Genomic DNA, 24972 nt, shown 5'->3' on the forward strand with positions numbered 1-24972 from the left:
CGCCTCGCCCCGGCCTGCAGGAAACACTTCGGCGATTTTCAGCCGGACCATGGCGCTGCGGTAAGTCATTTATTTCAATGGCGTAATGTCATCGCTGAATAAAGAAAAACATTACTGGGGGTCCCTCTCCTGGTGGGAGAGGGTGAAGGCATCAGGCTGCACTGATGCCTCCTCCCCCGTCCTCCTCCCCCAATAAACTGCATCATGATGAGCTAACCTTAACTACCCTGTGGCAAGGTGACGTCAATTTCATCAAAGGGGATTCGTGATGTTGAACGCCTGGCACCTTCCGGTTGCCCCATTTGTTAAGCAAAACAAAGACAACCTTGTGATTACGCTCTGGCTGGCAGGGGAAAATCAGCCCGACCGCGTGATGCTACGCGCTGAAGTGGATAACGAAGAAACCGCATTGACCATGCACAAGCAACGCAGCCAGCCGCAGCCTGGCGTGACGGCATGGCGCGCGAATATCGACCTCAGCAGCGGGCAGCCGCGACGTCGCTACAGCTTCAAGCTGCTGTGGAATAACCGTCAGCTGTGGTTTACCCCGCAAGGCTTTAGCCGTTTTCCACCCGCGCGGCTGGAGCAATTTGCTGTCGATTACCCGGACCATGGTCCGCAGTGGGTCAACGATCAGGTCTTTTATCAAATCTTCCCTGACCGCTTTGCCCGCAGCCAGAAGCGCACGCCGCAGCAGGATAAGGTCTATTACCACCACGCCGCAGGTCACGACATCATCTTTAAAGCCTGGGATGAGCCGCTGACGGCGCAGGCTGGGGGATCGACGTTTTACGGTGGCGATCTGGACGGGATCAGTGAAAAACTGCCGTACCTGAAAAAACTGGGCGTCACGGCGCTGTACCTGAACCCGGTCTTTAAAGCGCCAAGCGTGCATAAATACGATACCGAAGATTATCGCCACGTTGATGAGCAGTTTGGCGGTGATGCCGCGCTGCTGCGTCTGCGGGAAAATACGCAAAAAGAAGGAATGCGCCTGATTCTGGACGGCGTGTTCAACCACAGCGGGGACTCTCACGCCTGGTTTGATCGTCACAATCAGTCGATGGGCGGTGCGTGTCATAACCCGGATTCACCCCAGCGCGACTGGTACAGCTTTAATGACGAAGGCCGGGCGCTGGACTGGTTAGGCTATGCCAGCCTGCCTAAGCTCGATTTCCAGTCACCAACGCTTGTAAACGAGATCTATGGCGGTGATGACAGCATTGTGCGCCACTGGTTAAAGGCACCGTGGAACATGGATGGCTGGCGTCTGGACGTGGTGCATATGCTCGGTGAAGCGGGTGGGGCACGTAATAATATTCAGCACGTCGCCGGGATCACCCGTTCGGCAAAAGTCGCCCAGCCGGAGGCGTTTGTCTTTGGCGAGCATTTTGGTGATGCGCGTCAGTGGCTTCAGGCCGATGCTGAAGACGCGGCGATGAACTATCGCGGCTTTACGTTCCCATTGTGGGGATTCCTTGCCAATACCGACATCTCTTACGATCCGCAGCATATCGACGCCGAAACCTGCATGGCGTGGATGGATAACTACCGCGCCAGCCTGTCGCACCAGCAGCAGCTAAGGATGTTCAACCAGCTGGATAGCCACGACACCGCGCGTTTCAAGTCGCTGCTGGGCAAAGACGTGGCGCGCCTGCCGCTGGCGGTCACCTGGCTCTTCACCTGGCCGGGGATCCCGTGTATTTACTACGGCGATGAAGTGGGGCTGGACGGTAATAACGATCCGTTCTGCCGTAAGACCTTTCCGTGGGATCCGGCAAAACAGGATGTGTCGCTGTTCAGCCTGTATCAGCGTATGGCGAAACTGCGTAAACAGAACCAGGCTTTGCGCTACGGCGGCTGCCAGGTGGTTTACGCCCACGATAACGTTGTGGTGTTTGCCCGTGTTTATAACCAACAGCGCGTGCTGGTGGCCATTAACCGGGGTGAGGCCTGTGAAGTGGTGCTGGATGATTCGCCGCTGCTCAGGGTGAAGGCATGGCAGCTGAAAGAGGGCAAAGGCGATCTGCACGAGGGCATTTTGTCTCTGCCTGCGATTTCGGCCTGCGTCTGGTTCGGTAATTAACCCCTCCTCTGCAACCGGTGTATTACGCCGGTTGCAGAATATTCCCCTAAGTCGTTCGGTTAAATTAAACAGAGCGGACAAATTTCTTTAATATCGTCTAAATCAATTCTCGCTATACTCAATTTGCTTTATCAGACAGGGCCCTTTCTCATTTAGCACACAAAAACGTTGGCTTTTAACACATTGATTAAAAGGTACTTTTATGTCTATTCGTGAACTGATTGACCCGTCCAACTCCGCTCTGATTTTTATCGATCACCAGCCGCAGATGTCCTTTGGCGTGGCAAATATTGACCGTCAGTTATTGAAAAATAATACGGTTGCACTGGCGAAAGCAGGCAAAATTTTTGATGTACCGGTTATCTATACGTCTGTAGAAACAAAAAGCTTCAGCGGCTATATCTGGCCTGAATTGCTGGCCGTCCATCCTGATGTAAAACCTATTGAACGTACCTCTATGAACTCCTGGGAAGATGACGCGTTTGTTGCGGCAGTTAAAGCTACAGGCCGCAAAAAACTCATCATTTCTGCCCTGTGGACAGAAGTATGCCTGACCTTCCCGGCTCTGATGGCGCTGGATGAAGGCTTCGAAGTGTATGTGGTGACAGATACCTCCGGCGGGACCTCTGTTGATGCGCACGAACGCGCTATCGACCGTATGGTGCAGGCTGGTGCAGTGCCTGTGACCTGGCAGCAGGTGTTGCTTGAGTACCAGCGTGACTGGTCACGTAAAGGCACTTATGACGCGGTAATGGATCTGGTGCGTGAGCACAGCGGGGCGTACGGCATGGGCGTTGATTATGCCTATACCCTCGTTCACGGTGCGCCAGAGCGCAAAGCGTAATCCTTTCAGGGCGGGGTTCTCCCGCCCATCAATGACCAGGAAATTTTTATGGCGCAAACATCACATGTGACGCTGGTGATCACTCATACGTTACTCCCGGGACAGGCCGGGCGATACGAACAGTGGCTTGGCAAAATCATGCCCATCGCGGCTGAATTCCCCGGACATCTGGGGGCGAACGTTATCCGCCCGTCCGAAGGACAGAGCCTGTGGACGGTGATTATTCGTTTCGACACCATCGAGCACCTTTATGCCTGGACGCAGTCCGATACCCGTAATGTACTGGTGAAAGAGATTGAGCCGCTGCTGGCGGAAGGCGATAAAACGGAAGTACGCACCGAGGCGGCGTTCTGGTTCACTCCGCCAGAGACAAACGTGCGTAAACCAAAGCAGTGGAAACAGTTTCTTATCACCCTGCTGGTTATCTTCCCCAGTACCAATGTGGTGCCGCTGGTGACGGGCGCGCTGCTTCCTGGCCTGAAAGGCTCTTTACTGCTGCATTTGATTAACGATGCCTGTGTGGTCGCGCTGGTGGTCTGGCTGTGGATGCCCATCGTGACCCGTCTGTTTGCCGGATGGCTGAAAAAAGCCTGATCCGGTTCAAAGGAGTACGTTATGTCTCAAACTGCCACACTGATCTTAACCAAAGGTAAGATCCATACCCTCGATCGCGAAAACCCGCTGACGGAAGCGGTGGCGATCGCCAACGGTAAGATCCTTGCCACGGGTAACCACGATCGCATCATGAGCTATGCGACGCAGGGAACCCAGATTGTTGATTTACAGGGGAGTACGGTGATCCCCGGTTTGAACGATTCCCACCTGCACCTGATCCGCGGCGGGCTGAACTACAACCTCGAATTGCGCTGGGAAGGTGTACCTTCGCTGGCAGACGCGCTACGAATGCTGAAAGATCAGGCCGACCGTACGCCATCACCCCAGTGGGTACGTGTGGTGGGCGGCTGGAGTGAATTCCAGTTTGCCGAGCGCCGGATGCCCACCATTGAAGAGCTTAACGAGGCCGCTCCGGATACCCCGGTGTTTGTGCTACATCTCTACGATCGCGCGCTGCTCAACCGCGCCGCGCTCAAAGCCGTTGGTTATACCAAAGAGACGCCAAACCCGCCGGGTGGCGAAATCGTGCGTGATAACAACGGCAACCCGACCGGGCTGCTGATCGCCAAACCGAACGCGATGATCCTCTACGCAACGCTGGCAAAAGGGCCAAAGTTGCCGCTTGAAATGCAGGTGAACTCTACGCGCCAGTTTATGCGCGAGCTGAACCGCCTGGGGTTGACCAGTGCTATCGATGCCGGCGGCGGTTTCCAGAATTACCCGGAAGATTACGAGATAATCGAGCAACTGCACGCCAAAGAGCAGATGACGGTGCGTATTGCGTACAACCTCTTTACCCAGCGTCCAAAACAAGAGCTGGAAGACTTTGAGCGCTGGACCGATATGCTCAAGCCAGGGCAGGGGACGGATTTCTACCGTGCCAACGGCGCTGGCGAGATGCTGGTCTTCTCGGCGGCGGATTTTGAAGACTTCCTCCAGCCGCGCCCGGATCTGCCGCAAGGTATGGAAGACGAACTGGAGCGCGTGGTGCGTCATCTGGTGGAAAATCGCTGGCCGTTCCGTCTGCACGCGACTTATGACGAATCCATCAGCCGGATGCTGGATGTGTTTGAGAAGGTGAACCGCGATATCCCGTTCAACGGGCTGCACTGGTTCTTTGACCACGCTGAAACCATTACCGAGCGTAACATCGAACGCGTGAAAGCACTGGGTGGCGGGATTGCGGTACAGCACCGTATGGCCTTCCAGGGGGAATACTTTGTTGATCGTTATGGTAAAGATGCGGTGAAACATACGCCGCCGGTGGCGAAGATGCTGGAGCTGGACGTACCGGTAGGATTAGGGACGGACGCGACCCGCGTGGCGAGCTACAACCCGTGGACGGCGCTGTACTGGCTGGTGTCCGGGCGTACCGTGGGCGGGCTGGCGATGTATGACGACAGCAACCGTCTGCCGCGCGATGTCGCGCTGGAGCTGTGGACCGCGGGTAGCGCGTGGTTCTCCAGCGAGCAGGGTAAGAAAGGTCGTCTGGTTGAAGGTCAGCTCGCCGATCTGGTGGTGCTCTCGAAAGACTACTTCAGCGTGTCGGAAGAAGAGATTAAAGGCATTGAGTCGGTGCTGACGATAGTGGATGGCAAGGTGGTGTACGCCGCCGGGCACTTTAGCCCGCTGTCGCCTCCGCCAATCCCAGTTGTGCCGGAATGGTCGCCGGTAGTTAAGGTGCCAGGACATTACCGCTCAGCTCCGCCTGCGGCCAGCAAGGTGGGCGCAGTGGTTCAGATGCACCAGTGTATCGGGAGCTGCGGGGTACATGGGCACGCGCACGGCATTGCCCGTCAGTCGGATATTCCGGTGTCGGACGATCGGGCGTTCTGGGGCGTGCTGGGCTGTTCTTGCTTCGCGTTTTAGCTTGTGCGGTTTGATGCCCTCTCCCACGGGGAGAGGGAGAAAACAAAAAGGCCCGCATAAGCGGGCCTTTTTCGTAAACCGTGCCAATTACAGGCTGGATACGTTCTCGGTCAGGTACTTAGCAACACCTTCTGGAGATGCAGCCATACCTTCTTTCCCTTTTTCCCACTGAGCCGGGCACACTTCACCGTGCTCTTCGTGGAATTGCAGCGCGTCAACCATACGCAGCATTTCGTCGATGTTACGACCCAGTGGCAGATCGTTCACAACCTGGTGACGAACGATGCCGTTCGAGTCGATCAGGAAGGAGCCACGCAGTGCAACGCCAGCGTCCGGGTGTTCGATACCGTAAGCCTGCTGGATTTCGCGTTTGATGTCCGCAACCATTGCGTATTTCACCGCACCGATGCCGCCGTTGTCGACAGGGGTGTTACGCCATGCGTTGTGTACAAATTCAGAGTCGAAGGAGACGCCAACAACTTCTACGCCACGCTTCTGGAATTCTTCGTAACGTTTGTCGAACGCGATCAGCTCAGACGGGCAAACGAAAGTGAAGTCCATTGGCCAGAAGAACAGAACGGTCGCTTTACCGTTGGTGTGCTGTTTGAAGTTGAAGTTTTCAACGATTTCACCGTTGCCCAGAACTGCTGCAGCTGTAAAATCCGGAGCCGGACGAGTTACCAGAACCATATGATTCTCCTGTAGATACTAAGGTTATTTGGAACGCAACGCGGGCCAGTATAGAGAGTGTCCGCGAATAAGACAAAGAGGTGGTGACAATCGTTCCACAAGCTTTCGCCTATCAATCATTCTTTAATTAAAGTTGCTTACTTTTGGCTTGAGCCATCATGCGCGGATAAAACTGCCAGAAACGCGTTTCCAGCGCATCGTAATGTTCGTCCAGGTCATGCCAGGAATCACGCAGCGCATCCAGTCGCGGGCGACGGCTCGCCATGCCGTTCAGCACGTTCTGGATAAAGTCCATCTCGCGATAGCGCTCAAGCCAGCGTTCAGACCACAGGTAATTATTCAGATTCACAAAGCGTGGAGGCGACTCCGGCAAAATAAGAGAAACCTGCTGATGGGCATAGCGCACAAACTCCGGCAATGGCATCTCCGGCGAGAGTTGTGCCCAGTGGCGCGACAGAAAGTGGTCCCACATCACATCCAGCGTAATCGGCGCAACGCGGCGCGTTTCGGGGCGGAACCAGGCTTTGGCTTCCGTCACTTCGGGCAGATTATCAGTCAGCACGTCGATACGGCGGTGCATAAAAATCCCGTCGACTATCTCTGGGGCATAGTTCTCGGCAGGGTTGCCACGGACAAAATCGGCCAGCAAATTGCCGGAAAGAGAGCTGTCAGCGAGATGAGCGAGATGCAGGTGAGCGAGAAAATTCATGCGTTTTATTTGTCCGGTGGCGGCTAGTTGTTGCAGCAAAAGAGTGTGAGCACTAGACTATGCCGCCTGTTTTTAAGTCACGAGTATACGTCATGCGCGTCGCCGATTTTTCCTTTGAACTACCTGATTCCCTGATTGCTCACTATCCAATGCCTGAGCGCAGCAGCTGTCGCTTGCTGTCACTGGACGGGCCAACGGGCGCGCTGACGCACGGTACTTTCACCGATTTGCTCGACAAGCTCAACCCTGGCGATCTGCTGGTCTTTAACAATACCCGCGTGATCCCGGCGCGTCTGTTTGGCCGTAAAGCCAGCGGCGGGAAGATTGAAGTGCTGGTCGAACGTATGCTCGATGATAAACGTATTCTGGCACATATTCGCGCATCCAAAGCACCGAAGCCGGGGGCCGAGCTGCTGCTGGGCGACGACGAGAGCATTAAAGCGACCATGACCGCGCGCCACGATGCGCTGTTTGAAGTGGAGTTCAACGACGAACGCACGGTGCTCGATATTCTGAACACCATCGGCCACATGCCGCTGCCGCCGTACATTGAGCGCCCGGACGAAGAGGCCGACCGCGAGCTTTACCAGACCGTCTACAGCCAGAAGCCTGGTGCGGTAGCCGCGCCGACGGCGGGCCTGCACTTTGATGAACCGTTGCTTGAAAAACTGCGCGCAAAAGGCGTTGAGATGGCGTTTGTGACGCTTCACGTGGGCGCGGGGACTTTCCAGCCGGTTCGTGTCGACAGCATCGAAGACCACATCATGCACTCCGAATATGCTGAAGTGCCGCAGGACGTTGTTGATGCGGTGCTGGCGGCGAAAGCCCGCGGCAGCCGCGTAATTGCTGTAGGGACGACCTCAGTACGTTCGCTGGAAAGCGCCGCGCAGGCCGCCCAAAATGGCCTGATCGAGCCGTTCTTTGGCGATACGCAGATCTTTATTTACCCGGGCTACCAGTACAAGGTGATTGACGCGCTGGTGACCAACTTCCATCTGCCTGAATCGACGCTGATTATGCTGGTTTCCGCATTTGCGGGTTATCAGCACACGATGACCGCATACAAGTCTGCGGTAGAACAAAAATATCGCTTTTTTAGCTACGGGGACGCGATGTTTATCACGTACAATCCGCAGGCTTTGAATGAGCGTGTCGGGGAATAAGTCCGCGGCACCAGAATAATGTGTCGGACTGTTTTTCTGGCACAGAGGAATAAAAATGAAATTTGAACTCGATACCACCGACGGCCGCGCGCGTCGCGGTCGCCTGGTGTTTGATCGCGGCGTGGTGGAAACCCCCGCGTTTATGCCTGTGGGCACCTACGGCACCGTAAAAGGGATGACGCCGGAAGAAGTTGAAGCCACTGGCGCGCAGATTATCCTCGGCAATACCTTCCACCTGTGGCTGCGTCCTGGTCAGGAGATCATGAAGCTGCACGGCGACCTGCATGACTTCATGCAGTGGAAAGGGCCAATCCTCACCGATTCCGGTGGTTTCCAGGTCTTCAGCCTCGGTGATATCCGCAAGATCACCGAGAAGGGCGTTCACTTCCGTAACCCGATCAACGGCGATCCGATTTTCCTCGATCCGGAAAAATCGATGGAGATTCAGTACGATCTCGGTTCCGACATCGTGATGATCTTCGACGAATGTACGCCATACCCGGCGGACTGGGATTACGCGAAACGTTCCATGGAGATGTCTCTGCGTTGGGCGCAGCGTAGCCGCGACCGTTTTGACTCTCTTGAAAACAAAAACGCGCTGTTCGGCATTATCCAGGGCAGTGTTTACGAAGATTTACGCGATATCTCTGTTAAAGGTCTGGTAGAGATAGGTTTTGATGGCTACGCTGTCGGCGGTTTGGCTGTGGGTGAGCCAAAGGAAGACATGCATCGCATTCTTGAACATGTCTGCCCGCAAATCCCGGCAGATAAACCACGTTACCTGATGGGTGTGGGTAAACCAGAAGATCTGGTTGAAGGTGTGCGCCGCGGCATTGATATGTTCGACTGCGTCATGCCAACCCGTAACGCGCGTAACGGTCATCTGTTTGTTACCGATGGCGTGGTGAAAATCCGTAACGCGAAGCATAAGAGTGACACCAGCCCGCTCGATTCTGAGTGCGATTGCTATACCTGTCGCAATTATTCCCGCGCGTATTTGCATCATCTCGATCGTTGCAACGAGATTTTGGGCGCGCGTCTCAATACCATTCATAATCTTCGTTATTATCAGCGCTTAATGGCTGGTTTACGTAAGGCTATCGAAGAGGGTAAATTAGAGAGCTTCGTGACCGATTTCTACCAACGTCAGGGTCGGGATGTTCCACCTTTGAACGTTGATTAATTTTAATAATGAGGGAATTTGAATGAGCTTTTTTATTTCTGATGCGGTAGCAGCAACAGGTGCTCCAGCGCAGGGCAGCCCAATGTCTCTGATTCTGATGCTGGTTGTGTTCGGCCTGATCTTCTATTTCATGATCCTGCGTCCACAGCAGAAGCGCACCAAAGAGCACAAAAACCTGATGAACTCCATTGCGAAAGGCGATGAAGTACTGACCAACGGTGGCCTGGTGGGTCGCGTAACCAAAGTAGCTGAAAGCGGCTACATTGCTATCGCACTGAACGACACCACTGAAGTGGTTATCAAACGTGACTTCGTAGCTGCCGTTCTGCCGAAAGGCACCATGAAGGCGCTGTAATCCCAACTTTTCCCAAAGGGAACTGCCGTGTTAAACCGTTATCCTTTGTGGAAGTACATCATGCTGGTCGTCGTGATTCTCGTCGGCCTGCTGTACGCGCTTCCCAACCTGTATGGTGAGGATCCGGCCGTTCAAATCACTGGCGCGCGCGGTGTCGCCGCCAGTGAGCAAACGCTGATCCAGGTCCAGAAAACGTTACAAGAAGAAAAAATTACCGCTAAGTCTGTGGCACTGGAAGAGGGCGCTATTCTTGCTCGCTTCGACACCACCGACACGCAGCTCCGCGCTCGTGAAGCGCTGATGGGCGTGCTGGGTGATAAATATGTCGTGGCGCTGAACCTTGCTCCTGCAACCCCGCGTTGGCTGGCTGCGTTAAACGCAGAGCCAATGAAACTCGGTCTTGACCTGCGTGGTGGTGTTCACTTCCTGATGGAAGTGGATATGGACACTGCACTGGGCAAATTGCAGGAACAGAATATCGACAGCCTGCGCAGCGATCTGCGTGACAAAGGCATCGCGTACACCACCGTGCGTAAAGAAGATAACTACGGCATGAGCATCACGTTCCGCGACAGCGCGGCACGCGACCAGGCTGTAACTTACCTGTCTCAGCGTCACCGTGATCTGGTGATCACCTCTCAGGGCAGCAATCAGCTGCGTGCGGTGATGACGGATGCACGTCTGAGCGAAGCGCGTGAATACGCGGTTCAGCAGAACATCAACATTCTGCGTAATCGTGTAAACCAACTGGGTGTGGCTGAACCACTGGTACAGCGTCAGGGTGCTGACCGTATTGTGGTTGAACTGCCGGGTATCCAGGACACTGCGCGTGCGAAAGAGATTCTGGGTGCGACTGCAACGCTTGAGTTCCGTCTGGTTAACTCTAACGTCGATCAGTCCGCTGCTGCCGCGGGCCGTATTCCGGGCGACTCCGAAGTGAAACAGACACGTGAAGGCCAGCCGGTTGTGCTGTACAAACGCGTGATCCTGACCGGTGACCATATCACCGACTCCACTTCAAGCCAGGATGAATACAACCAGCCGCAGGTTAACATCTCGCTGGATAGCGCGGGTGGTAACATCATGTCTAACTTCACCAAGGACAACATCGGCAAACCGATGGCGACCCTGTTCGTGGAGTACAAAGACAGCGGTAAGAAAGATGCCAACGGCCGTGCGGTTCTGGTGAAAGAGGAAGAGGTGATTAACATCGCCAATATCCAGTCTCGTCTGGGTAACAGCTTCCGTATCACCGGTATCAGCAACCCGAATGAAGCGCGTCAGCTCTCTCTGCTGCTGCGTGCTGGTGCGCTGATTGCGCCAATCCAGATTGTTGAAGAACGTACCATTGGTCCAACCCTGGGTATGCAGAACATCAAACAGGGTCTGGAAGCGTGTCTGGCGGGTCTGGTTGTTTCAATCCTGTTCATGATCTTCTTCTACAAGAAGTTTGGTCTGATTGCGACAAGCGCGCTGGTAGCGAACCTGGTGCTGATCATCGGTATCATGTCTCTGCTGCCGGGGGCAACGCTGACCATGCCGGGGATTGCGGGTATCGTTCTGACCCTTGCGGTGGCGGTCGACGCCAACGTACTGATCAACGAACGTATCAAAGAAGAATTGAGCAACGGTCGTTCTGTGCAGCAGGCGATTGAAGAAGGCTATAAAGGCGCTTTCAGCTCCATCTTCGATGCGAACGTAACAACACTGATTAAGGTTCTTATCCTGTATGCAGTGGGTACTGGCGCGATCAAAGGCTTTGCGATTACTACCGGTATCGGTGTTGCAACGTCGATGTTTACCGCTATTGTCGGCACCCGTGCCATCGTGAACCTGCTGTACGGCGGCAAGCGCGTCAAAAAGCTGTCTATCTGAGGAGTGCGTTGTGGCACAGGAATATACTGTTGAACAATTGAACCACGGCCGTAAAGTCTGGGACTTTATGCGCTGGGACTACTGGGCCTTCGGCATTTCAGGTTTTCTGCTGATTTTGTCCATCGTCATTATGGGCGTGAAAGGCTTTAACTGGGGTCTTGATTTCACCGGTGGTACGGTGATTGAAATTACTCTGGAAAAACCGGTCGATATGGACCAGATGCGCTTGTCCTTGCAGAAAGCGGGCTTCGAAGAGCCGCTGTTGCAGAACTTTGGCAGCAGCCGCGACATTATGGTGCGTATGCCGCCGGTACACGATGCCAACGGCAGCCAGGAGCTGGGCAGCAAGGTTGTTAGCGTGATTAACGAAACGACCAGCCAGAACGCAACGGTTAAGCGTATTGAGTTCGTGGGCCCAAGCGTGGGTGCTGACCTGGCGCAAACCGGTGCAATGGCGCTGATGGTGGCGCTGATTTCCATCCTGGTCTACGTGGGTTTCCGCTTTGAGTGGCGCCTGGCGGCTGGTGTGGTTATCGCACTGGCGCACGACGTGGTGATCACCATGGGCGTACTGTCTCTGTTCCACATTGAGATTGACCTGACTATCGTGGCATCCCTGATGTCCGTTATCGGTTACTCACTGAACGACAGTATCGTGGTATCTGACCGTATTCGTGAAAACTTCCGTAAGATCCGTCGCGGTACGCCGTACGAAATCTTTAACGTGTCGTTGACCCAGACGCTGCACCGTACCTTGATCACATCCGGTACAACCTTGATGGTTATCCTGATGCTGTATCTCTTCGGTGGCCCGGTGCTGGAAGGCTTCTCACTGACCATGCTGATTGGTGTGACTATCGGTACTGCTTCGTCTATTTACGTTGCATCCGCTCTGGCACTGAAACTTGGCATGAAGCGCGAGCACCTGCTCCAGCAGAAAGTCGAAAAAGAAGGGGCGGATCAGCCGTCAATTCTGCCGTAAGACATGGTCTTATGCGTGATAAAAATCCCGGTCTGTTGGCCGGGATTTTTTTTATCTGCTGCTGACAAACCCTCCTGACAGTATGCTGTCAGGAGGGCTGTCATACACTCCTTCTGAACCCAAACAACAGGCAGGAGGAAGTATGAAAAGTGTCATTAACTGGTTTGAAATCCCCGTCGCAGATATGGATCGTGCCGTCAAATTCTACGAGCCGGTCATGCAGGTCGCGCTGCGTCGTGAAAAAATGGATTGTGCAGAGCTGGCGGTATTCCCGCATGAAGACCCGGCGACGGGCGGCGCGCTGGCTAAATTTGATGGCATTACACCCTCACAGCAGGGCGCTATTATTTATCTGCATACTGACAATCTGGCCGCCACGCTCGACAGGATCGCGTCTGCGGGCGGTGAATGCGTGTTTGGCCCGCTAGAGCTGCCACGTGGTATTGGCACCATTGCCCTGTTTACCGACAGCGAAGGTAACCGGGTTGGCCTCCATCAACCTGCCTGAGAGCTGAAGAGACTATGACCCGACGCGCTGACCGTTTATTTCAGATTGTGCAGATCCTGCGGGGCAGGCGTCTGACGACGGCAGCGCATCTGGCAGAGCGGCTCGGGGTTTCTGAGAGAACCGTTTATCGCGATATCCGCGACCTTTCCCTTTCTGGTGTGCCGGTGGAGGGTGAGGCTGGGAGCGGTTATCGTCTGATGTCCGGTTTTGATTTACCGCCGCTGATGCTGACAAACAAAGAGTCTGAAGCGCTAATGGTGGCTATCCGGTTGCTGAAAACCTGGGGCGGGGAATCACTGTCGCGCGAGCTGGAATCAGCCCAGGAAAAGGTGCTGGCGATCCTGCCGGAAGAGAGTCGTCGTAAGGCGGAGCAAACGCGAATTTATGCGCCAGATATTGCCCTGCAAAACCATTCCCGCAATCACTTCGATGTGATTCATCAGGCGATATCTGCCCAGCGGGTTCTGGCACTGCATTATCGGGATGAAGCCGGGCAGCTCTCAAAGCGTGAGGTTCAGCCGCTGGGGTTGTTCTTCTGGGGGGAACGCTGGCTGCTGGCTGCCTGGTGTGAGCGGCGCGATGACTATCGCTGCTTCCGGCTCGACAGGTGTCTTAACATTGTGCAGACAGAACGACGGTTTAGCGAGAGTGCGGACAGGTCGCTGGCGGATTTTTTACGGAAGGTGAAGCAGTAAAAAGCCGGGTGGCAAGGTAAAAGCAAAACGGCAACGTGTGTTGCCGTTTTTAGTGTTTGTTCCCTCTCCCTGTGGGAGAGGGGCAGGGTGAGGGCATCAGCCCGCACAATCCCGCAGTGATTAGAAGTTGTAACCTACCACCAGGTAACCACCCCAACCGGTAGAACGAACGCTGAAGTCACCGTCGCCGAAGTTCAGGCTAGCGTCGTCGTTCCACTGGCCACCGTTGTGCCAGTAACGCGCAACAACAGAGTAGTGCCAGTGATCGTAGTTCAGCGCCAGGATGTGGCTGGAAGCGATGGAGTTGTTGGTACGCGCTTTCTTACCGTTCAGGTCACGGAAGTCGTTGTCGCCCAGGTCTGAACCCCAGTCAAAGTTGGTGAAGCCGATGTAGCTCAGGTTGCCGCCCCACAGCTGGGTGATTGGCACAAAGTATTTCACTTTGAAACGGTAGCCATCCCACTCGTTCTCGTTCGCGGCACCGTAGTTCTGCCACTGGTATTTCGCGTAGACGTTCATGGACAGGCTCATCGGCAGGCCGGTGTCGATGTCGGTACCCAGACCCATATACCAGGTGCTCTGACGACCGGACTTGTTGCGGCCCATGTCGTAGATGTAGTTGTTTGCGAAGTACCATTCTTTAAATGGACCGAACGCCAGGCTGGTGCCGGTCAGCTTATCAATGGAGAAACGTGGTTCAATTTCCATGAACAGCGGGGAACCGTGGTTCCAGATACCTTTCGCATCGGTGTTACCACCGAAGAATACAGGCGCATCCATATAACCGTAGAAATCAAACCAGTCTTTCTTGGCGAAAGCTTCGTACTCCAGGTAGGTATCGTTACGGATCTGCGGTCCGAAACGGGTGTGGTAGCTGCCTACCACGTTTACGCTCTGGTGCCACCAGTCGGAAAGATATTGTGGTTTGTCGTTTTCCGCTGCGTTAGCAGTGAAAGAGGAGGAAAGTGCCAGTACTGCGCCGGCTGCAAGTAATGTTTTTTTCATAATCATGCCACTGATTGAAATTCCCTTCCGGGAGTGAAAAATGCGCGATTTGCGTTTCAAAATATTTCGTGTTTCTGCGGAGCCTATTATAGGAATCCTTGCTCACAAAAATATGTGTTGTTTCACATATCTCTCACATGCGTAATCGATTGCGTTCACGTTTGCGTACTTTAAACGGCCGGGATTGTAACGGCAAACATTTATGTTGCCAATCCATACGAAATGTAAATGTTAGCGGAGTGACATTGCACCCCGCTGAAAAGGAGGGTTATTGCGCGGCGGGCTGGATATCGTGAATGCGGATAAAACCTAACTGGTCCGGGGTAAGACCGCTCAGCTGAAGCGGGATATCAACATCGCTCGGCGCCAGTGTGCTGGCGGGGGCCGTGAAAAGTTGGTTCTTCACGTTCACTTCCTGGTAGCTCTCGGTGGTGCCCTGGATCTGACCCCACTCTACAGTGCCGCTAAATGCAGGCAGCGGATCGTTGGACTCGCCGTGAATGCGCAATGTTACTCGCGTACCATCTGCATTGGCCGCCACGTTGACCATCGACATTTTCAACGTGCCAATCTGGCTATTGAGCCGGGCAGGGGTATTTGCCCCTGGCAGCAGATAAACGCCGCTGGTGGATTTCACATTCAGCGCATTTTGCTGAGTAATCTTCACTGTCTCTTTATTCAGCTTATCCATGGCTGAATTGAGCGTGCTCACGCTTTGTTTCATCTCGTGAACTTCAGTTTGCTGTGCACAGGCACTGAGTGTGAAGAGGCTTCCCACCAGGAAAATTCTTATGTAACGTCTTGTCATTGCGTTAATTTCCTTGAAATAACGGATTACCGTAATGGTAGCCAGCATCTTACCGTCAGGTATAGATCCTTTGTCTCAAAAAGCTCTTCCTTTGTTGTCAGCCCAGATCAGGGTAAAATAGAGGAAAGTTAACCGGATAGTCAGGACACCGTATGCATTGCCCATTCTGCTCCGCCGTGGATACCAAAGTAATCGACTCTCGTCTTGTGGGCGAAGGCTCGTCTGTACGCCGTCGTCGGCAATGTCTGGTGTGTAACGAACGTTTCACCACTTTCGAAGTGGCTGAACTGGTGATGCCGCGCGTGGTGAAAAGCAACGACGTGCGTGAGCCATTCAACGAAGAAAAACTGCGCAGCGGGATGCTAAAAGCACTGGAAAAACGGCCAGTCAGCGCAGATGACGTTGAAACAGCGTTAAATCACATTAAATCCTATCTTCGTGGTTTAGGGGAGCGTGAGGTGCCGAGTAAAATGATCGGCAACCTGGTGATGGAGCAGCTTAAAAAGCTCGATAAAGTCGCGTATATCCGCTTCGCCTCTGTGTACCGCAGTTTCGAAGACATCAAAGAGTTCGGCGAAGAGATCGCCCGCCTACAGGATTAAGCTCATGCAGGATGAGATTTACATGGCGCGAGCGCTGAAACTGGCGCAGCGCGGGCGTTTTACCACCCATCCCAACCCGAATGTCGGCTGTGTCATTGTGAAAGATGGCGAAATTGTCGGTGAGGGTTTCCATTATCGTGCCGGTGAGCCTCATGCTGAAGTTCATGCCCTGCGCATGGCCGGTGAAAAGGCGCGTGGCGCGACAGCGTACGTCACCCTTGAGCCTTGCAGCCACCACGGGCGTACCCCTCCGTGCTGCGAAGCGCTGATTGCCGCGGGCGTCTCGCGAGTCGTCGCGGCGATGCAGGATCCCAATCCGCAGGTTGCCGGGCGCGGTCTTTACCGACTGCAACAAGAGGGCATCGACGTCAGCCATGGTCTGATGATGCACGATGCCGAAGTCATTAATAAGGGTTTCCTTAAGCGTATGCGCACGGGGTTCCCGTATATTCAGCTGAAGCTGGGCGCTTCGCTTGACGGCCGTACGGCGATGGCGAACGGTGAAAGCCAGTGGATAACGTCACCGCAAGCAAGGCGCGATGTGCAACGTCTGCGCGCGCAAAGCCATGCTATTCTCACCAGCAGTGAAACCGTTCTGGCTGACGACCCGGCGATGACCGTTCGCTGGGATGAGCTGAATGCCGATACTCAGGCGCTGTATCCGCAGGAAAATCTGCGCCAGCCGCTGCGTATTGTGATTGATAGCCAGAATCGCGTAACGCCTGAGCACCGTATCGTCCAGCAGCCAGGTGAAACCTGGTTTGCCCGGACCAAAGCAGACGATCGTAACTGGCCGGAAGGCGTGCGCAGCATTATGGTGCCGGAGCACAACGGGCATCTCGATTTAGTGGTGCTGATGATGCTGCTTGGCAAACAACAGGTGAACAGCATCTGGGTGGAAGCGGGCCCAACGCTTGCCGGTGCGCTGCTCCAGGCTGGGCTTGTGGATGAACTGATTGTCTATGTTGCACCTAAACTGTTAGGAAATGCTGCGCGCGGGTTGTTTGTGCTGCCTGGCCTTGAAAAACTGGCCGATGCCCCACAACTCAAATTCAGCGAGATTCGTCCGGTGGGTCCGGATGTCTGCCTCCATTTAACGACAGCGTAATTGCTCCTGAAATAGGGAAGCAGTGCGCAAAGTATTATGATAAAATCCGCCCCCCTGCGGGGCCAAATGAACCCGTAAAGGAAGAGTATGAACATTATTGAAGCTGCTGTAGCTACCCCGGACGCTCGCGTCGCCATCACCATTGCGCGTTTCAACAACTTCATCAACGACAGCCTGCTGGAAGGTGCAATTGACGCCCTGAAACGTATCGGCCAGGTTAAAGATGACAACATTACCGTTGTTTGGGTTCCAGGTGCTTATGAACTGCCACTGGCAGCAGGCGCGCTGGCAAAAACCGGTAAATACGACGCGGTGATTGCACTGGGTACTGTTATTCGTGGCGGCACTGCGCACTTCGAATACGTTGCGGGCGGTGCAAGCAATGGTCTGGCACACGTAGCGCAGGATGCTGAAATTCCTGTCGCGTTCGGCGTGCTGACCACCGAAAGTATTGAACAAGCCATCGAACGCGCTGGCACCAAAGCCGGTAACAAAGGTGCAGAAGCTGCACTGACCGCGCTTGAAATGATCAATGTATTGAAAGCCATCAAGGCCTGATTTTTTTGTAAGGGGAATTCCGTGAAACCTGCTGCTCGTCGCCGCGCCCGTGAATGTGCCGTCCAGGCACTTTACTCCTGGCAGTTGTCCCAGAACGACATCGCTGATGTTGAATACCAGTTCCTGTCAGAGCAAGACGTGAAAGACGTTGATGTTCTGTACTTCCGTGAACTGCTGTCGGGAGTGGCGACTAATAGCGCGTATCTCGATGGTCTGATGAAGCCATACCTGTCTCGTCTGCTCGACGAGCTGGGTCAGGTTGAAAAAGCAGTGTTGCGTATTGCGCTGTTTGAGCTGTCTAAACGTGATGATGTGCCGTACAAAGTGGCCATCAACGAAGCCATCGAACTGGCGAAAACCTTCGGTGCTGAAGACAGCCACAAATTTGTAAACGGCGTGCTGGATAAAGCCGCACCTGCGATCCGTCCCCACAAAAAGTGATCCGCAAACCGGAGCTTCGCATTGCCTTGCCGGCAGTGCGGCTCCGGTTTTTTCTTTTATCTGCTGAGGCATAACGCATGGCATGTGGAGAATTTTCCCTGATTGCCCGTTATTTCGACCGTGTCAGAACCTCTCGTCTTGATGTTGAAACTGGAATCGGCGACGACTGCGCACTTCTCAATATTCCCGAAAAACAGACGCTGGCGATCAGCACCGACACCTTAGTGTGCGGACGTCATTTCTTACCTGATATCGATCCTGCCGACCTGGCCTATAAAGCGCTGGCGGTAAACGTGAGTGATTTGGCGGCAATGGGTGCCGATCCTGCGTGGCTAACGCTGGCATTAACTCTGCCGAATGTGGATGAAGCCTGGCTCGAAACGTTCAGCGATGCGCTGTTTGAACAACTCAATTATTACGATATGCAGCTGATTGGCGGTGATACCACTGCGGGTCCGCTGTCGATGACGCTGGCTATCCACGGCTATGTGCCTGTTGGGCGAGCGCTTAAGCGCTCGGGAGCAAAACCGGGTGACTGGATCTACGTCACCGGTACGCCGGGTGATAGCGCCGCAGGGCTGGCTATTCTTCAGGATCGTTTAACGGTTGACGATGCCGAGGACGCAGACTATCTGGTGAAACGTCATCTGCGCCCAACGCCGCGAATTCTTCACGGCCAGGCTCTGCGCGAACGCGCGAGTGCGGCTATTGATCTCTCTGACGGGCTGATTTCCGATCTGGGCCATATCCTGAAGGCCAGCGGAACAGGTGCGAGGATTGACCTGGATCTGTTCCCGCTTTCAGCACAGATCCGTCGCCATGTCGAACCCGAGCAGGCCCTGCGCTGGGCACTCTCTGGCGGCGAAGATTACGAGCTGTGCTTTACCGTCCCGGAACTGAATCGCGGTACGCTGGATGTGGCGCTGGGTCACCTTGGCGCGCCGTTTACCTGCATCGGACAGATCCTTCCTGAAAGTGAAGGGATGCAGTTTGTTCGTGAAGGCGCGCCGGTCACGCTCGACTGGAAAGGATACGATCATTTCGGGTGAGTTCTTGCCGGGTGGCGGCTTCGCCTTACCCGGCCTACAAAACAGCTAAAGCGAAGCCGCCACCCGGCGTTTGTTTATTTAAATCCCACCACCGGATGCGGCTCATACGGCGTTTCCAGCTCGGCAATCTGCTCCGGCGTCAGGGTTATATCCACGGCATTGAGCAACTCGTCCAGCTGCTCTTCCCGCGATGTACCAATGATCGGTGCCGCAACCCCACGCTTGCTCAGCAACCACGCCAGCGCCACCTGAGCTCGTGTAGCCCCGGTATCGTCGGCAATGCCCGCCAGACGTTCGGCAATCAGGGCATCGCTGGCCTCTGTGGCGTCATACAGCGTTTTACCAAATGCATCCGACACCGAGCGGGCGGTGGTTTCACCCCACGGACGGGTTAAACGCCCACGAGCCAGCGGGCTCCACGGAATAACCGCGACGCCTTCCTGATAGCAGAGCGGCAGCATCTCGCGCTCTTCTTCGCGATAAATCAGATTGTAGTGATCCTGCATGGTGACAAAGCGCGCCCAGCCGTGCTGTGCCTGGAGGTTTAACGCGGTAGCAAACTGGGCTGCGTGCATAGAAGAGGCACCGATGTACCGTGCTTTACCGGCTTTGACCACGTCATTAAGCGCTTCCAGCGTCTCTTCAACTGGCGTGTTGTAATCCCAACGGTGGATTTGCAGAAGATCGACGTAATCCATATTCAGGCGTCTGAGGCTATCATCAATGGAACGCAGGATCTGCCCGCGTGAAAGCCCTTCCGGTAAATCGCCAGTCTTATGGAAGACCTTTGTCGCCACTACCACGTCATCGCGGCGGGCAAAGTCTCGCAGGGCGCGCCCAACAATCTCTTCACTGCTGCCGTCTGAGTAACTGTTGGCGGTATCAAAGAAGTTAATGCCGCCGTCGATGGCGCGTTTGATGATAAGACGGCTGCTCTCTTCCGGCAGTGTCCAGGCGTGATTTCCCCGGTCAGGCTCGCCAAATGTCATACAGCCGAGACATAGTCGGGAAACCTTAAGGTCTGTTTTTCCTAATGTATTGTATTGCATGGTTCCACTCCTGCTGATTGCGTAAAGCGTTACCTTTAAGCATAGCAGGAGCGGAAAGGGGAGGGCTTAGGCCAGCCAGGAACGAATTTTAGCTTCAATACCTGCGGCATCAAGGCCGATGGCTGCACGGGCTTCGTCTTGCGTCCCTTGCGGGATAAAGTGATCCGGCAGACCGAGGTTCAGCACTGGAACGGCTTTACGGTGTGCCATCAGCACTTCGTTCACGCCGCTGCCAGCCCCGCCCATGATGGCGTTCTCTTCGAGCGTCACCAGCACGTCATGGCCTTCAGCCATGCTCAGGATCAGGGATTCATCAAGAGGCTTAACAAAACGCATATCCACCAGGGTGGCATTCAGCGTTTCGGCAACCTTAGCAGCTTCCGGCATCAGTGTACCGAAGTTCAGAATCGCCACTTTTTCACCGCGACGTTTCACCAGACCTTTGCCAATGGTCAGTTTTTCCAGCGGTTGCAGCTCCACGCCCACTGCGTTGCCGCGCGGGTAGCGAACGGCACTTGGGCCATCCTGATAGTGGTAGCCGGTAAACAGCATCTGGCGACATTCGTTTTCGTCGCTTGGGGTCATGATAACCATGTCCGGGATGCAGCGCAGGAAGGAGAGGTCAAATGCCCCCTGATGCGTCTGCCCGTCGGCCCCAACAATCCCTGCGCGGTCGATGGCGAACAGCACCGGCAGTTTCTGGATGGCGACGTCATGGATCACCTGGTCATAGGCTCGTTGCAGGAAGGTGGAGTAAATCGCGACAACCGGTTTGTAGCCGCCGATCGCCAGCCCTGCCGCGAACGTCACCGCGTGTTGTTCCGCAATCGCAACGTCGAAATACTGGTCAGGGTATTTTTTCGAAAACTCCACCATGCCAGAGCCTTCGCGCATGGCCGGGGTGATGGCCATCAGCTTGTTATCTTTGGCCGCCGTTTCGCACAGCCAGTCGCCGAAGATTTTTGAATAGCTCGGCATCCCGCCGCTGCTTTTTGGCAGGCAGCCGCTGGTTGGGTCAAACTTCGGTACCGCGTGGAAGGTAATTGGATCTTTTTCCGCAGGTTCGTAACCACGCCCTTTTTTGGTCATGATGTGCAGGAACTGCGGGCCTTTCAGGTCGCGCATGTTCTTGAGTGTGGACACCAGCCCCAGAACGTCGTGGCCGTCGACCGGGCCGATATAGTTAAAGCCCAGCTCTTCAAACAGCGTGCCAGGCACAACCATGCCTTTGATATGTTCTTCGGTACGTTTGAGCAGCTCTTTGATTGGCGGAACGCCAGAGAAGACTTTTTTACCACCTTCGCGAAGCGTGGAGTACAGCTTGCCGGAGAGCAACTGCGCCAGGTGGTTATTCAGCGCGCCAACGTTCTCCGAGATGGACATCTCGTTGTCGTTGAGAATAACCAGCATGTCCGGTTTGATATCACCCGCATGGTTCATGGCTTCAAACGCCATACCGGCGGTGATCGCCCCGTCGCCAATCACGCAGACGGTGCGGCGCTGCTTGTTCTCTTTTTCGGCAGCGACAGCAATACCGATACCCGCAGAAATGGAGGTAGAAGAGTGGCCGACGCTTAATACATCGAATTCGCTCTCTCCGCGCCACGGGAACGGATGCAGGCCGCCTTTCTGGCGAATAGTGCCAATCTTATCGCGACGGCCGGTCAGAATTTTGTGCGGATATGCCTGGTGACCCACGTCCCAGATTAACTGATCAAACGGCGTGTTATAGACGTAATGCAGCGCCACGGTCAGTTCAACCGTGCCAAGCCCGGAGGCGAAATGGCCGCTGGAGCGGCTAACGCTGTCGAGCAGGTAGCGACGCAGTTCGTCGCACAATTTCGGCAGGCTCTCTTTCGGCAACAGGCGCAACTCCTGAGTGGAGTCAACTAACGCCAGTGTCGGGTATTTGGCAATATCAAAACTCATCAAAGGCTCATCGAGATATATAGTTTATTTATCACGCTGGATTATATAGTCCGCTAGCGCTTCCAGTGCCGAGGTATCCAGTGATTGCGCGGCCAGTTGATTCAGTGACTGGCGGGCATCATCAATCAGGTCCCGGGCTTTTCGTTGGGCTTGCTCAAGGCCCAGAAGGGCGGGATAGGTGCTTTTGCCAAGCTGCTGATCGGCACCCTGACGTTTACCCAATGTTGCAGTATCGCCCACCACATCCAGAATGTCATCCTGAACCTGGAACGCCAGACCGATACTTTCTGCGTATCTGTCCAGAATCGGCAGGGCTTTGCGTCCCTGTTCACCCGCACTCAGCGCGCCCAGACGAACGGCTGCGCGAATTAACGCACCCGTTTTGTGGCGGTGAATACGCTCAAGCTGTTCCAGATTAACCTGACGTCCTTCGGCCTCAAGATCCAGCGCTTGTCCGCCGCACATCCCTGCAACGCCACTGGCCATGGCCAGTTCGGAAACCATTGCCAGGCGATCGCGATCGGCCACTTCGGCCATTGGCGCATCGCTTAAAATCGAAAATGCCAGCGTTTGCAGGGCATCGCCTGCCAGAATGGCATTCGCTTCGCCAAACTTGATGTGGCAGGTTGGCTGACCACGACGCAAATCGTCGTCGTCCATGGCCGGCAAATCATCATGGATCAGCGAATAAGCGTGGATGCATTCCACGGCGGCTGCCGGCGCATCCAGGGTGTTTTCGCTGATGCCAAACATCTTTCCGGTGGCGTAGACCAGGAACGGGCGCAGGCGCTTTCCACCCAAGAGTGCGCCATAGTGCATGGCCTCAACCAGTGGAGTGTTCTGAAAAGGCTGCGGCTCAATAAAGCGGCGCAACGCATCGTTGGCACGCACAACGCACGCCTGAAGCTGTGTGGAAAAAACCATTTACTCGGCGTCCGGTGTGAAAGGTGTTGTCGCGGCGTCTTCGGCTTCGGAGAGCAGGATCTGCACGCGCTGCTCAGCCTGTTGTAATTTAATCTGCCCCTGGCGTGCGAGCTGCACCCCACGTTCAAATTCGTTAAGTGCGTCTTCCAGCGGCAGATCGCCACTCTCAAGACGGGTGACAATTTGCTCCAGTTCACTCAGCGCAGTTTCGAAACTGGCCGGTGCGTCATTTTTCTTCGGCATAGTGAATGTCTGACTCTCATATTTTCTGCCCTGTCATGGTAACGGACTCGGGCGGATAAGCAAATAACGCGCAATGTGCACAGGAGCCGCGCGATGGTGGTATACTTGCGCGCCTGGATGCAGCCTTCGGTATAGGGGCTGTTGTACTTTTCCATTACAAGCCTTAATAAGCTTGCCTAAGAAACATTGCCGCCATGAAGTTTATCATTAAATTGTTCCCTGAAATCACTATCAAAAGCCAATCTGTGCGTTTGCGCTTTATTAAAATTTTGACCGGGAACATCCGTAACGTTCTGAAGCATTATGACGAAACGCTGGCCGTTGTTCGTCACTGGGATCACGTTGAAGTTCGCGCCAAAGACGAAAACAAACGTCTTGATATCCGCGATGCGCTGACCCGTATCCCGGGGATCCACCATATTCTGGAAGTGGAAGATGTCCCGTTCACCGACATGCACGACATCTTCGAAAAAGCGCTGGTGCAGTACCGCGACCAGATCGAAGGTAAAACCTTCTGCGTTCGCGTGAAGCGTCGTGGCAAACACGAATTCAGCTCGATTGAAGTGGAACGTTACGTGGGGGGTGGCCTGAACCAGCACGTTGAGACTGCGCGCGTGCGCCTGACCAACCCGGACGTGACCGTTAACCTGGAGATCGAAAACGATCGCCTGTTGCTGGTGAAAGGCCGCTACGAAGGTATCGGCGGCTTCCCGATCGGGACGCAGGAAGATGTGTTGTCCCTGATTTCCGGCGGTTTTGACTCCGGTGTTTCCAGCTACATGCTGATGCGCCGTGGCTGCCGCGTTCACTACTGCTTCTTTAACCTTGGCGGCGCGGCGCATGAGATCGGTGTCCGTCAGGTGGCACATTACCTGTGGAACCGCTTCGGCAGCTCGCATCGCGTGCGTTTTGTCGCGATCAACTTTGAGCCGGTGGTTGGCGAAATTCTCGAAAAAGTGGACGACGGTCAGATGGGCGTGGTGCTGAAGCGTATGATGGTACGCGCAGCGTCCAGAGTGGCGGAGCGTTATGGCGTGCAGGCGCTGGTGACTGGTGAAGCGCTGGGCCAGGTGTCCAGCCAGACGCTGACCAACCTGCGTCTTATCGACAACGTGTCTGATACCCTGATCCTGCGTCCGCTGATCTCTCACGATAAAGAACACATCATCGATCTGGCACGCGAAATCGGCACCGAAGATTTTGCCCGCACTATGCCGGAATACTGTGGCGTTATCTCAAAAAGCCCAACGGTAAAAGCGGTGAAGGCGAAGATCGAAGCGGAAGAAGAGAACTTCGATTTCGCTATTCTGGAGAAGGTGGTGGCGGAAGCGTCCAACATCGATATCCGCGAGATTGCCCAGCAGACCCAGCAGGAAGTGGTTGAAGTTGAAACCGTCAGCGGTTTTGGCGCCAACGATGCGATTCTGGATATCCGTTCTGTTGATGAGCAGGATGATAAGCCGCTGAAAGTTGACGGTGTGGAAGTGGTTTCCCTGCCGTTCTACAAGCTGAGCACGAAGTTTGGTGACCTCGACCAGAGCAAAACGTATCTGCTGTGGTGTGAACGAGGGGTGATGAGCCGCTTGCAGGCGCTGTATCTGCGCGAGCAGGGCTTTGCTAACGTGAAGGTGTACCGCCCGTAGCGTTTTGTCGGGGAGTGCGGCCTGATGCCCTCACCCCGG

At 54.7% G+C, this 24972-nt stretch carries 25 protein-coding genes; 17 read left to right on the plus strand and 8 right to left on the minus strand.

The window, feature by feature from the left end; genetic code table 11:
- Window positions 1–268: 268 nt before the first annotated feature.
- The 4 genes from malZ to M987_RS10465 all read left to right on the plus strand — a co-directional run bounded on the left by malZ (window position 269) and on the right by M987_RS10465 (window position 5414).
- Entirely contained in the window at window positions 269–2086 is a 1818-nt protein-coding gene (gene malZ / locus M987_RS10450; protein ID WP_014069091.1) for a maltodextrin glucosidase, read from the plus strand.
- A gap of 202 nt (window positions 2087–2288) precedes the next feature.
- On the plus strand, window positions 2289–2930 hold the full coding sequence (locus tag M987_RS10455) for a hydrolase (RefSeq protein ID WP_014069092.1): 642 nt from the start codon (window positions 2289–2291) through the stop codon (window positions 2928–2930).
- A gap of 48 nt (window positions 2931–2978) precedes the next feature.
- The gene (locus M987_RS10460; protein ID WP_014069093.1) at window positions 2979–3524 is read left to right on the plus strand and encodes an antibiotic biosynthesis monooxygenase; all 546 of its coding nucleotides are present in this window, start codon (window positions 2979–2981) and stop codon (window positions 3522–3524) included.
- Between the two features lie 21 nt (window positions 3525–3545).
- Window positions 3546–5414: an amidohydrolase gene (locus M987_RS10465; protein ID WP_014069094.1), complete on the plus strand. Its 1869-nt coding sequence runs from the start codon at window positions 3546–3548 to the stop codon at window positions 5412–5414.
- Window positions 5415–5501: 87 nt separating this feature from the next.
- Here M987_RS10465 and M987_RS10470 read toward each other — a convergent pair whose 3' ends face one another.
- Together M987_RS10470 and acpH are read right to left on the minus strand one after the other, a co-directional pair.
- Entirely contained in the window at window positions 5502–6104 is a 603-nt protein-coding gene (locus M987_RS10470; protein ID WP_014069095.1) for a peroxiredoxin C, read from the minus strand.
- A gap of 127 nt (window positions 6105–6231) precedes the next feature.
- Entirely contained in the window at window positions 6232–6813 is a 582-nt protein-coding gene (gene acpH, locus M987_RS10475) for an ACP phosphodiesterase (RefSeq protein ID WP_014069096.1), read from the minus strand.
- A gap of 92 nt (window positions 6814–6905) precedes the next feature.
- On the opposite strand from acpH, the gene queA reads away from it, so the two are divergent.
- From queA to M987_RS10510, 7 genes are all read left to right on the plus strand, one after another.
- Window positions 6906–7976 carry a tRNA preQ1(34) S-adenosylmethionine ribosyltransferase-isomerase QueA gene (gene queA, locus M987_RS10480; protein ID WP_014069097.1) on the plus strand — a complete coding sequence of 357 codons (1071 nt, stop codon included), beginning with the start codon at window positions 6906–6908 and terminating at the stop codon, window positions 7974–7976.
- A gap of 55 nt (window positions 7977–8031) precedes the next feature.
- Complete coding sequence (gene tgt / locus M987_RS10485) at window positions 8032–9159, plus strand: tRNA guanosine(34) transglycosylase Tgt (protein ID WP_014069098.1); 1128 nt, start codon at window positions 8032–8034, stop codon at window positions 9157–9159.
- Between the two features lie 22 nt (window positions 9160–9181).
- Window positions 9182–9514, plus strand: a complete 333-nt coding sequence (gene yajC / locus M987_RS10490) for a preprotein translocase subunit YajC (protein WP_003021544.1) — start codon at window positions 9182–9184, stop codon at window positions 9512–9514.
- Window positions 9515–9541: 27 nt separating this feature from the next.
- Complete coding sequence (gene secD / locus M987_RS10495) at window positions 9542–11389, plus strand: protein translocase subunit SecD (RefSeq protein WP_041162003.1); 1848 nt, start codon at window positions 9542–9544, stop codon at window positions 11387–11389.
- A gap of 10 nt (window positions 11390–11399) precedes the next feature.
- Window positions 11400–12371, plus strand: a complete 972-nt coding sequence (gene secF / locus M987_RS10500) for a protein translocase subunit SecF (protein ID WP_014069100.1) — start codon at window positions 11400–11402, stop codon at window positions 12369–12371.
- Between the two features lie 142 nt (window positions 12372–12513).
- Entirely contained in the window at window positions 12514–12879 is a 366-nt protein-coding gene (locus M987_RS10505) for a VOC family protein (protein WP_014069101.1), read from the plus strand.
- 14 nt (window positions 12880–12893) lie between these two features.
- The gene (locus M987_RS10510) at window positions 12894–13574 is read left to right on the plus strand and encodes a helix-turn-helix transcriptional regulator (RefSeq protein WP_014069102.1); all 681 of its coding nucleotides are present in this window, start codon (window positions 12894–12896) and stop codon (window positions 13572–13574) included.
- 120 nt (window positions 13575–13694) lie between these two features.
- On the opposite strand, the gene M987_RS10515 is transcribed toward M987_RS10510, so the two are convergent.
- Both M987_RS10515 and M987_RS10520 read right to left on the minus strand, forming a co-directional pair.
- Window positions 13695–14579, minus strand: a complete 885-nt coding sequence (locus M987_RS10515) for a nucleoside-specific channel-forming protein Tsx (protein ID WP_041162195.1) — start codon at window positions 14577–14579, stop codon at window positions 13695–13697.
- Between the two features lie 268 nt (window positions 14580–14847).
- The gene (locus tag M987_RS10520) at window positions 14848–15387 is read right to left on the minus strand and encodes a SadB/YajI family lipoprotein (protein ID WP_014069104.1); all 540 of its coding nucleotides are present in this window, start codon (window positions 15385–15387) and stop codon (window positions 14848–14850) included.
- A 152-nt stretch (window positions 15388–15539) separates the two neighbouring features.
- Here M987_RS10520 and nrdR point away from each other — a divergent pair, with 152 nt between their 5' ends.
- From nrdR to thiL, 5 genes are all read left to right on the plus strand, one after another.
- Window positions 15540–15989 carry a transcriptional regulator NrdR gene (gene nrdR, locus M987_RS10525; protein ID WP_014069105.1) on the plus strand — a complete coding sequence of 150 codons (450 nt, stop codon included), beginning with the start codon at window positions 15540–15542 and terminating at the stop codon, window positions 15987–15989.
- A 4-nt stretch (window positions 15990–15993) separates the two neighbouring features.
- The gene (ribD, locus tag M987_RS10530; RefSeq protein ID WP_014069106.1) at window positions 15994–17097 is read left to right on the plus strand and encodes a bifunctional diaminohydroxyphosphoribosylaminopyrimidine deaminase/5-amino-6-(5-phosphoribosylamino)uracil reductase RibD; all 1104 of its coding nucleotides are present in this window, start codon (window positions 15994–15996) and stop codon (window positions 17095–17097) included.
- Between the two features lie 87 nt (window positions 17098–17184).
- Complete coding sequence (gene ribH, locus M987_RS10535) at window positions 17185–17655, plus strand: 6,7-dimethyl-8-ribityllumazine synthase (RefSeq protein WP_006176874.1); 471 nt, start codon at window positions 17185–17187, stop codon at window positions 17653–17655.
- Between the two features lie 21 nt (window positions 17656–17676).
- The gene (nusB, locus tag M987_RS10540) at window positions 17677–18096 is read left to right on the plus strand and encodes a transcription antitermination factor NusB (protein WP_014069107.1); all 420 of its coding nucleotides are present in this window, start codon (window positions 17677–17679) and stop codon (window positions 18094–18096) included.
- 77 nt (window positions 18097–18173) lie between these two features.
- Entirely contained in the window at window positions 18174–19145 is a 972-nt protein-coding gene (gene thiL / locus M987_RS10545; protein WP_014069108.1) for a thiamine-phosphate kinase, read from the plus strand.
- Between the two features lie 74 nt (window positions 19146–19219).
- Here thiL and M987_RS10550 read toward each other — a convergent pair whose 3' ends face one another.
- The 4 genes from M987_RS10550 to xseB form a co-directional block, all read right to left on the minus strand.
- On the minus strand, window positions 19220–20194 hold the full coding sequence (locus M987_RS10550) for an aldo/keto reductase (protein ID WP_014069109.1): 975 nt from the start codon (window positions 20192–20194) through the stop codon (window positions 19220–19222).
- A 66-nt stretch (window positions 20195–20260) separates the two neighbouring features.
- Entirely contained in the window at window positions 20261–22123 is a 1863-nt protein-coding gene (gene dxs / locus M987_RS10555; protein ID WP_014069110.1) for a 1-deoxy-D-xylulose-5-phosphate synthase, read from the minus strand.
- Window positions 22124–22147: 24 nt separating this feature from the next.
- Window positions 22148–23047, minus strand: coding sequence for a (2E,6E)-farnesyl diphosphate synthase (gene ispA, locus M987_RS10560; protein ID WP_014069111.1), 900 nt, complete (start codon window positions 23045–23047; stop codon window positions 22148–22150).
- Window positions 23048–23290, minus strand: a complete 243-nt coding sequence (xseB, locus tag M987_RS10565; protein WP_014069112.1) for an exodeoxyribonuclease VII small subunit — start codon at window positions 23288–23290, stop codon at window positions 23048–23050.
- A 194-nt stretch (window positions 23291–23484) separates the two neighbouring features.
- On the opposite strand from xseB, the gene thiI reads away from it, so the two are divergent.
- Window positions 23485–24933 (plus strand): tRNA uracil 4-sulfurtransferase ThiI, encoded by a 1449-nt coding sequence (thiI, locus tag M987_RS10570; protein WP_014069113.1) that lies wholly within the window; start codon window positions 23485–23487, stop codon window positions 24931–24933.
- Window positions 24934–24972 lie beyond the last annotated feature (39 nt).

The organism is Enterobacter soli ATCC BAA-2102, assembly GCF_001654845.1.
Lineage (GTDB): Bacteria > Pseudomonadota > Gammaproteobacteria > Enterobacterales > Enterobacteriaceae > Enterobacter > Enterobacter soli.